The sequence below is a fragment of the Vasconcelosia minhoensis LEGE 07310 genome, assembly GCF_015207255.1.
Classification (GTDB): domain Bacteria; phylum Cyanobacteriota; class Cyanobacteriia; order Phormidesmidales; family Phormidesmidaceae; genus Vasconcelosia; species Vasconcelosia minhoensis.
The window spans coordinates 43,112-51,705 of record NZ_JADEXG010000035.1 but is presented as its reverse complement, the minus strand read 5'-3'; the positions used below and the strand labels follow the sequence as shown (position 1 = coordinate 51,705).

Genomic DNA, 8,594 nt, shown 5'->3' with positions numbered 1-8,594 from the left:
CCCCAGGGCCAGACTGCCCCCCAGCAGTAGCCCCTGCTGAAGCTGTTCCTGGGTCTCCCTCAGGTCTTGAGTGCTCTGGCTAGCTCGGACATAGCCTCTGAAGGCCTTGGTCGGCGCATCGGGGTCGTCTTCAAACACGGCAATGGTCAGGGTGCGAATCGGCTGGGCCGCTTGCAGGGTGGCTGAGCCGACCTGGGGTGGGGCGCTGAGGCTAATCGAACCGCGCTTGGCCAAAAGCTCACCTTGGGCATCAAACCACTCCAGGCTCTGGCGATCGCGGTTAAAAATATCCCGCCAGGGAACTTCATCAAGCTGGTTGAGATAGACTTCGCCCGCCGCTTCAACTTCGCCTACAGCGAGTGTGGCCGACTGGGCCAAGGTCAGCAGCTTGTCGTCGAGCTGACGGTAGAGGCTGCGCCAAAAGAAGAGGTACACCCCCAGCCCTGCCAGGGCTAAAATCGTCGCCATCACCGAGAGCTGGTAGCCCAGCAGCTGCCAGCGCAGACCGCTGAAGATGGAATCTTTCGAACCGCTTTCTAACTTTTTACGCATTTTCGAGCTGCTTGAGCCGATAGCCCAGGCCGTAGACGGTCTCAATTAAATCCTTAGGCGCGCCCGCCGCGCTCAGCTTCTGACGAAGGCTCTGGACATGCACCTTGACGGTAGATTCATCCGGCATATTGTCAAAGGCCCACAGCCGCTCTAGCAGCTGTCCCCGGCTAAAGACCTGACGGCTGTGGCGCAGAAAAAATTCGAGCAGGCTGTATTCTTTCGGGCTCAGTTCAATCGGCTGCTGCCGATAGGTGACCTCACAGCAGCTGGGGTCGAGGCGCAGCTCTGCCCAGCAGAGAATCGGTGGCGTACTTAGGTCGCCGCGCCGCAGCAGCGCTCGCACTCGTGCCGCCAGTTCCTGGAGGTGAAAGGGTTTAACGAGATAGTCGTCGGCCCCGGCGTCCAGCCCTAGGACGCGATCGCTAATCGTATCCCGGGCCGTCAGCATCAGAATGGGGGTCTGGTCGCCCGCCCGCCGCAGCCGCTGGCAGAGCTCAATCCCATCCATCTGCGGCAGCATCAGATCGAGCAAAATCAGGTCGTAACAGCCCGTTGCCGCATAGTCCCAGCCGTCCCTGCCATCATAGACTACATCGACGGTATGGTGCTGATCGGTCAGATCTTCTAGCAGCGCATCGGCGATACGCTCGTCGTCCTCGACGATCAAAAGTCTCATGGCAGCGGCTGGCCTCTGGAGAGATTAGACAGCGTTTGGGTTCGATGATATCGAAGGGTTGGGGTTAATCTCCCATAGGGTAGCCCAAAGTGAGATTTCAGCAATGGAAACAATGCGAATGGGAGCGACTCAATAACGCTAAACCCTTTTTTCTTAGGGAGGTTTAGGTATTTCTATCGTCTTTGATATTGACCCCTTTCCAAGTTTTTTACTTTTGCTCGTTAGCTTAAGACCATTGAACTGTTTCTATCCGGAGTTAATGCAGATGCTAAAGCAGGATCTGACCCATATGTTAGCGGGTATCCCTTGCTCCACTCAACCGCATGTCGAGAAAGTAGATGAGAACAACATGCGTGCGGCAAGCGATCGCGAAGTTATCAATCTAACTGAACAGGTGACGACTGACGAGATCGAGACGGCATTAGCAAATCGTCCCTACTACCCTTATCGCTATCTGTTCTCATCGGAGCCGCTCAGACAGCGGCTGGTTAAGTATGTTCTCCAGCGCACACACGGCGTCTATATCATCCTACAGCGGCCGCTATCCCCAGAACGGGAGCAGCTTCTGATCGGTTCGCAACAGGCAAAGATTCGAGAGCTGGTGCATCAGGGAATCGGCGAAATCGCCCTGGCTCATCTGGCACAGAAACGCTATAAAGCGTTTCACCTACGCAACCTACATGACCCAATCTTTCAAAATTAGTTTGGCTTAAAGCCCGCCTGTTTGTTCGTTCTCACAAGGCTCATACCCTCAAGAGCGGTAGCTACCCAAACCTATCCCTATCGCTCTTGAGGATCGACTTATTGTTTCAAGGGTTTGCTCTATGGTTTTGGTTAAAGACGGCTTAGTTGAATCCGCGATCGCCACGGCAGCGCTCCTGATGATATCCTCACCCGGCTACGCAATAGCCCGCCCGCGGTCGGACCGCGGGCTCAGTGCCGACGTGGCAACAGACGCGGTTCCCACGCTCAAACCCGGCAGCTCTGGCCAACCCGTTGCCGATGTGCAACAAACTCTATTGGCAGCAGGGTTTTATAACGGAGAAGTCGATGGTCAGTATGGTATCGAGTCGCAGCAGGCGGTAGGGGAGTTTCAGTCCTATTTTGGGCTACCTCGCGACGGTATCGTTGGGATTGCGACCTGGCAGGCGCTAATTTACTCAAGCAGTGGGCTACCGATTAATTGATGAAAGAAACAATCAGCCCGCCTGCTAGCCAGACGTATGCCACGATTGCCAGCCAAAATAGAACTGTCTCAATTACGCTTTGCCCACCCCCATGGTGATGATGGCTCTCGCTTTCACCCCCAAAGCGTAGCCAGGCTAGAACACCGCTCAGGGCTAGAAAGGCGAGGTTGAGAAAGAAGGTGTAATCAATGGCAAAGCGATCGCTCTGGCCGCCGCCGCTGGCACTCTGGGGCAGCAGCCCTAATAGAGAGAATCCATAGTGTAAAACAAGGGAGGTCGCGATGAGCGAAGCAAACAGCAAAGCCAAAATATAAAGGGCCATTTTCCAGCCATAGTATTTCGCATTCACCCGAATGACGGGAAAAACCACCAGGTCGCTAAAAATGAAGGCCATTACGCCAGCAAAGCTGACGCCGTTGCCGTAGAGTACTGCCGCCAGCGGAATATTGCCCATTGAGCCGATAAAGGTAAAGAAGGCTGCAACGGGGCCGACGACAATATTTTCTAACAGCGCTAGAAAGCTAGGATTGTTTCCCTCACCTGCTCCAATGAAGAGCGTTTGGAAAAAAGCTTGGGGTACAAAGGCCGAGATAATTCCCGCGATAGTAAACCCGACGGTGACGTCCTTCCAAACCATTCCCCATTCCATAAAATACTTCTGGGCTACCTGCTGCCAGCCTTCCTTGCTCTGGATTTTCTCCTTCCAGTCCGTATCGCTGCCGTCACTCTGGTTTTCTCCCTCTTCCTCGCGTAAACGTTTACGCGCTTGCCGAATCAGATTTCTGGGCCGGGTTGCTTTGACAAACAGCCAAGCGAACAAAATCAGTAGGACGCCGCCGACATACTCGCCCACGACAAACTGCCAGCCCAGAAATACCGCAATAATGATGCCTAGCTCAATCACCAGATTGGTAGACGCCAGCAGGAACGCGATCGCGGGAATAAACCCAGCCCCCTTTTTGAACAGCGACTTGGTTGTAGACAGCGCCGCAAAGCTACAGGAGCTTGAAATAAAGCCAAAGAATGTTCCCAAGGCGACACTGCCTTTACCCGCCTCACCCATGGCTTTCTGCATGCGATCGCGGGTGACAAATACCTGAATCATGCTGCTGACGATGTACCCCAGCACAAAAGCCCAAAGCGCTTTCCAAAAGTATCCTAGAGAGGTCAGCGCCGCTTCGCTGTAGGTCTGCAAGAAGTCCATGTTTATTCCTGTGAGGTTATCGTCAGCCGTAGACTAGACAAGAAGGTTTGGGCAGAAAGACAGAATCACCATAGGAAGCTATACGAGCCTCAGCATCTGACTAGGGAAATATCTAAATAATGTAGCCATTGAGAGACGTCCTTTTCATCCCCATTTCACTTTTATGTGCAGACTGTGGCTCCAGCCCATACCCTCAGCGAGAAATTAGCTAACGGTGAGTTACGAAACCTTGAATTATTGGTCAGCAGCCTTCATAAAGCGTGCAGCCTCGGTAGCTCGAAAGTATACTGGTTACTGTAGGCTATGAACATTTTGAGGTGATGGTCATGGGATTAGACGACAGAGTAGACGCAACCGCTAAAAACATTGAAGGCAAGGTGCAGGAAGCGGTTGGTGAAGTAACCGGCGATCCGAAAGATAAGGCTGAGGGGCAAGCTAAACAGGCTGAAGCCGAAGTCCAGCATGCTGCCGAAGATGTAAAAGACGAGCTGAAGAAGGGCATCGACCAGGCATAGCGCTCGAAACGAGAGAACTCAGCTAGAAAGCTGAAAAAGCAGAGGGCTGACTCAATGAGTCAGCCCTCTGCTTTTTGGCATATACCGCCCCGCTAGCGCAGGTGCAAAAGTATCCCTCAAGACATAGGGCAGCCATAGCCGAATCGTTTAAATTATGAGTATTCATACCTATTGGGTATTCTCTAGGGACCAGCATGAATATTTCAACGGGAATGTACATGGCTAACCGTTTTTATGTTAACTTTTGTTACTTTGATTAATTAACGCTTGACAAGTTGACAAACCGGAAGGCCGCAGTTAAAATTTATTACAATTGAGTTTATATGTTTGACGTTTTCAGCGGTATGCCCATTGCAACGCTGACGATTTAAGTGAACTGTTACATCTAAAGGAGAGGACATCATGGATATGCCCGGAAAGCTAACCCTTGAGCAGGAATTCAAGCTGCAGGTCCTGCGCGACCAGGTCAAAGTCCTGAGCGTAGAGCAGGCTCAGGAGTATGTCGTTGAAGTTATGCGTCAGATGATGGTGAAGGACAATCTGGTTAAGCATTTGCTGAAGAACGCCTAGTCCTGAAGGCAGAACTCTAAATTTGGGGACTGAATTCTATAGCAGCTGAAAAATGGGCCACAGTGCTGAGAGCGTATTGTTCACCTTCCAAGCACTGTGGCCCCTTGATTTAGGCCCATTGATTTATCTGATGATTTATCAGAGATTTGAGCCTGCCTAGCTGCCCAGGGGCACTACTACCGGCTTCGCGTCTACAAACTGCAGCACATGCTGAAGTGCAAACTTCACCTGATCCGGACGGCGGGTCAGTTCGGTATTGAGGCCATCGATGGCCTGAGCCAGCAAATAGTTATCTAGCAGGATTTGCAGCTCAGACTGATGCGGCGGGAGAAAAGCAGACTGGCTAGCAGTTTCCAGGTAGGCATGGAGAAATCCTGCACTCACCCAGCGCTCCCAAAACTGGCCCCACTGGGCCATCCGAGTAGCCTGCTCGGGATGGATGATGCCGCTTTCGACCTCATTTTCAAAGGCATAGCTGACCGCGTAGTGGAGAGATTGTAGCAGCCCGGCTACGTCGCGCAGGGGCGATCGCTTCATTCGCCGCTCGTTGACGGTCAGGCTGGCCTCGCCTTCAAAGTCAATCAAAATGAAATCCTTACCGGTATACAGCACCTGCCCTAGGTGATAGTCGCCATGGTAGCGAGTGCGCAGCGCGGTAATTCGCTGGTCTAGGATGCGCCGAAAGCGTTCTAAGTAGACTTGCTGCTGCTGGAGCAGCATTTTGGCCAGGGGCTGGGCATCGGCGGGCAGGCTGCGATACTGCTCCTTAAGCTTAAGAAAGACCTGCCCCACCAGGTTGCGATCGTACTGGTAGATTGAGCGCTGATAGAACGAATTAAACGGCTCTGGGGAAAAGTTGGGGTTGCTTGTGTCTGATGCTAGAACCCGATGCAGCTCTGCCGTGCGCTGACCCAAGAGCTGAATATTGGCGAGGTAAGTCCCAATGGTGCGGGAGGCAAAGCGCCGAGCCTCGTCGTTCGGCTCTGGTTCATCAAAGGCAGTCTGGAGCGCTAGTAAAGCCCCCTCAGGAATCGGCACTTTGCCCTCATTCTGCTGAATGGCGATCTGGTCAAAGAAGTTCCGCAGACTGTCTAGGGTATACTTCCAAGCATTCTGAACATCGGGGATGTACTCCTGCAGGATGCCAACCGTCGTCGGCTCTGACTTAGCCTGGCGGTAGTCCAGATATCCGGCGATGGAGGTGATGTTGTCGGTGTACTGATGCTGGTCTAGAAACCGCCGAATCTCTAAGTCAGGGTTAATCCCGGCCTCAACCCGACGGAACAGCTTGAGGATGAGCTGGGAGTCACCGCTGTCTTTAGCGCTGTCTGAATAAATAATCGATATATTCTGATAGTCGCCGTCCACCAGGGTCGCTTCGACCTCGCCTGAATGGCCGCCCAGCTGCTCGAAGAGCTCGGTTGCCTGGGCAGTCAGCTGGCCAGCCATACCCTTATAAGCTCCATTCTGAGCGATGGTGTTCAGCAGGGACGCGAGAAAATCCTCGTTCGCTAACGCACTATAGAGCACGGCAACCTCGTCGCTGCCGGCGGTTCGCACCCGGGCAAAGACCGCTTGGGGCTTGTCTGCTAGCAGCCGCAGGGCCAGCTCACCGGCGGTGTAGTCCAGCAGCAGCATGTAGGTTTCGGGATCGCCCTGGATGTAGCTCAGCCGCAGATACAGCAGCTGGGCTTCGCCGGTGGGATAAGGAAGCGCGATCGCTTCCGTAATCTGAGCCGACTGCACGGCCCGACTCTTGCCGTTGAGCATGTCGTTGCGAGTCAGGTAGCTCGGCAGCAGCGTTTCTAGCGCTTCCCGGGCACGGGGCTGCTGGAGCAGCGCTGTCCAGCTGCCGCTGAGGCTGAGGGTGGGAATTTCGACCAGCGGCTGGGGCTGCTGCGCACTCGGCTGTGGCTTCAGTGTGAACCAGTAGAACGCATAGGGGCCAATGCTGAGAAAATAGGGCTGGTCTTCGCCGACGGCGGGAAATTCGGACCGGCCAAAGATTTCAATTGGCACCCGACCTTCGAACGGCTCTAGGTCTAGCTCGACCGTCTGGGCAAAGCGGGAAAGGTTAGCCACTACCAGAATGTCCTCATCCTCGAAGCTGCGGGTAAAGGCCAGCACTTTGCGATTGTCGGGATGGAGGATGTGAAAATCGCCAGAGCCCAAGGCCCGATGTCGCTTGCGAGTCGCAATCAGCCGCTTGGTCGAGTTCAGCAGCGAGCTGGGAATCGACCGCTGAGTTTCGATATTGATCGTGTTGTAGTGGTATTCCGAATCGACAATCAGCGGCAGGTAGAGCTTGTGGGGGTTGGCCTGGCTGAAGCCCGCATTGCGGTCAGGGCTCCACTGCATCGGGGTGCGGACGCCGTTGCGATCGCCAATATAGACATTGTCGCCCATGCCGATCTCATCGCCGTAGTAGAGCACCGGCGTTCCCGGCAGCGAGAGCAGCAGGCTGTTCAGCAGCTCGATCTGTCGCCGATCGTTTTCCAGCAGCGGGGCTAGCCGCCGCCGGATTCCCAAGTTTAGCCGCATTTCGGGATCCTGGGCATAGACCCGGTACATGTAGTCCCGGTCTTCATCCGTCACCATTTCCAGGGTCAGCTCGTCGTGGTTGCGTAAAAACAGGCCCCACTGACAGTTGTCGGGAATCGTTGGGGTCTGCTGCAAAATGTCGCTGATCGGAAAAGTATCCTCCATCCGCAGGGCCATAAACAGGCGCGGCATCAGCGGAAAGTGGAAATTCATGTGGCATTCATCGCCGTCGCCGTAGTAGGCAGCAGCATCTTCGGGCCACTGATTGGCCTCGGCTAGCAGCATCCGGTCCGCATAGCGCTCGTCCACGTACCGACGCATCTTTTTGAGAAAGGCGTGGGTCTCCGGCAGATTTTCGCAGCTCGTGCCCTCGCGCTCGTACAGGTAAGGCACCGCATCCATCCGCAGGCCGTCTACGCCCATCTCCAGCCAGAAGTCGAGCACCTCGAAAACCGCCTGCTGCACCGCTGGGTTGTCGTAGTTCAGGTCGGGCTGATGGCCATAAAAGCGATGCCAGTAGTAGGCCTTAGCAACCCCGTCCCAGGTCCAGTTAGAGGTTTCAAAATCCTGGAAGATAATCCGCGCTTCCTGATATTTCTCGGGTGTATCGCTCCAGACATAGAAATCTCGCTCGGAGCTGCCTTTGGGTGCACGCCGGGCCCGCTGGAACCAGGGATGCTGGTCAGAGGTATGATTGACGATCAGCTCAATAATCACCCGAATATCGCGCTGATGCGCCGCCGCTAGAAAATCTTTGAAGTTTTCCAGGGTGCCGTAGATCGGGTTGACGTCGGTATAGTCGGCAATGTCGTAGCCATCATCACGCAGCGGTGAAGGGAAGAAGGGCAGTACCCAAACGGCCGTCACGCCCAGCTCTTGCAGATAGTCTAAGCGGTTAGCCAGGCCGCGAAAGTCGCCGATACCGTCGCCGTTACTGTCGGCAAAGGCCCGAACAGGTACTTCATAGATGATGGCATTTTTGAACCAGAGCGGATCATTTTTAAGGGTCATTCTGTCGTTGGGACGTGTTTTCCGATTTCAAAATAGCTGAAAATCCTACTATTTTCTATGGCCTGGACTATATAGTTGCCGCAAAGCCGCCCGGTTTTTGGAGTTTTTATCGGATTTGCCGCTGGGGCTGCTCAAGTCAATAGCCGCTTTTTAGTTTTTCCTGAGCGCTTAATTCACTGAAAGTTGACAAGGTCGCCCACTTTGAAGCCAGCAGGCGCTTGTTTAAAGCTCGTGTTAAATCCTCAAAAAGCTTGCCCAGCTGCCCTACTGAGTTTATTCAATCCTGGGCTTTAATAGGGAAAGGATAGTTTTGATACCTGCCCGTTTCAGTATGGGCC

7 protein-coding genes and 1 pseudogene are annotated in these 8,594 nt (G+C 54.0%); 4 read left to right on the top strand and 4 right to left on the bottom strand.

The annotated features are described in order from the left end of the window. Both IQ241_RS15010 and IQ241_RS15005 read right to left on the bottom strand, forming a co-directional pair. Nucleotides 1-552 (bottom strand): annotated as a pseudogene (locus tag IQ241_RS15010) (sensor histidine kinase); the annotation flags it as partial. Next, complete coding sequence (locus IQ241_RS15005) at nucleotides 545-1,228, bottom strand: response regulator transcription factor (protein WP_193908578.1); 684 nt, start codon at nucleotides 1,226-1,228, stop codon at nucleotides 545-547. The pseudogene IQ241_RS15010 and the gene IQ241_RS15005, both read right to left, overlap by 8 nt. Before the next feature lie 349 nt (nucleotides 1,229-1,577). On the opposite strand from IQ241_RS15005, the gene IQ241_RS15000 reads away from it, so the two are divergent. Both IQ241_RS15000 and IQ241_RS14995 read left to right on the top strand, forming a co-directional pair. Beyond that, entirely contained in the window at nucleotides 1,578-1,931 is a 354-nt protein-coding gene (locus tag IQ241_RS15000) for a hypothetical protein (RefSeq protein ID WP_193908576.1), read from the top strand. Nucleotides 1,932-2,052: 121 nt separating this feature from the next. Continuing rightward, nucleotides 2,053-2,415 carry a peptidoglycan-binding domain-containing protein gene (locus tag IQ241_RS14995; RefSeq protein WP_193908574.1) on the top strand — a complete coding sequence of 121 codons (363 nt, stop codon included), beginning with the start codon at nucleotides 2,053-2,055 and terminating at the stop codon, nucleotides 2,413-2,415. Here IQ241_RS14995 and IQ241_RS14990 read toward each other — a convergent pair. After that, nucleotides 2,408-3,619, bottom strand: a complete 1,212-nt coding sequence (locus tag IQ241_RS14990) for a permease (protein ID WP_193908568.1) — start codon at nucleotides 3,617-3,619, stop codon at nucleotides 2,408-2,410. The two genes, IQ241_RS14995 and IQ241_RS14990, sit on opposite strands and share 8 nt — an antisense overlap. A 326-nt stretch (nucleotides 3,620-3,945) precedes the next feature. On the opposite strand from IQ241_RS14990, the gene IQ241_RS14985 reads away from it, so the two are divergent. Next, nucleotides 3,946-4,134 carry a CsbD family protein gene (locus tag IQ241_RS14985; RefSeq protein ID WP_193908567.1) on the top strand — a complete coding sequence of 63 codons (189 nt, stop codon included), beginning with the start codon at nucleotides 3,946-3,948 and terminating at the stop codon, nucleotides 4,132-4,134. A gap of 402 nt (nucleotides 4,135-4,536) precedes the next feature. Next, the gene (locus IQ241_RS14980) at nucleotides 4,537-4,704 is read left to right on the top strand and encodes an NblA/ycf18 family protein (RefSeq protein WP_193908566.1); all 168 of its coding nucleotides are present in this window, start codon (nucleotides 4,537-4,539) and stop codon (nucleotides 4,702-4,704) included. A 156-nt stretch (nucleotides 4,705-4,860) separates the two neighbouring features. Here IQ241_RS14980 and treS read toward each other — a convergent pair whose 3' ends face one another. After that, nucleotides 4,861-8,256, bottom strand: coding sequence for a maltose alpha-D-glucosyltransferase (gene treS / locus IQ241_RS14975; RefSeq protein WP_193908565.1), 3,396 nt, complete (start codon nucleotides 8,254-8,256; stop codon nucleotides 4,861-4,863). Nucleotides 8,257-8,594: the final 338 nt, after the last annotated feature.